The organism is Achromobacter sp. Marseille-Q0513 (genome assembly GCF_018195695.1).
In the GTDB taxonomy this organism is placed as follows: Bacteria; Pseudomonadota; Gammaproteobacteria; order Burkholderiales; family Burkholderiaceae_B; genus Achromobacter.
Window position 1 is genome coordinate 1 of record NZ_JAGTJY010000649.1, and the last position, 333, is coordinate 333.

General features: G+C 73.9%; 1 pseudogene. It reads right to left on the reverse strand.

The features are described 5' to 3' along the window. Window positions 1–333: pseudogene (locus KDH83_RS32155) on the reverse strand (oligopeptidase A); the annotation flags it as partial.

A 333-nucleotide genomic window follows, 5' to 3' on the forward strand; every position in this document is an offset into this window, starting at 1 on the left:
GCTGGTTTTGCTTGTCCAGGCCCTCGGGCAGGCCGCCCCAGGGGGAAAATTCGGTGGCCAGGGGCAGCGCGGGGTTGTAGGCCTCGCGCAGCTCGGGGGTGTTGGCCACGGCGGTCAGGTGGCCCGCCACCGACCAGGCGCGCCACAGCCGCGCGGACGCGGTGTCTAGCGGCTCGGCCACGGCTGCCCAGGTGGCCGGCAGCGACGGGTCGGCGGCGTGCTCGACGGCCTGGCGCGCGATGCCTAGCAGTTCCTCGACGGCGGGCACGATGTGCGCGGGCGTGACGGCCGCGTAGTCGACCAGGTCGGAGACGGGGGCAAGCAGGGGATTCT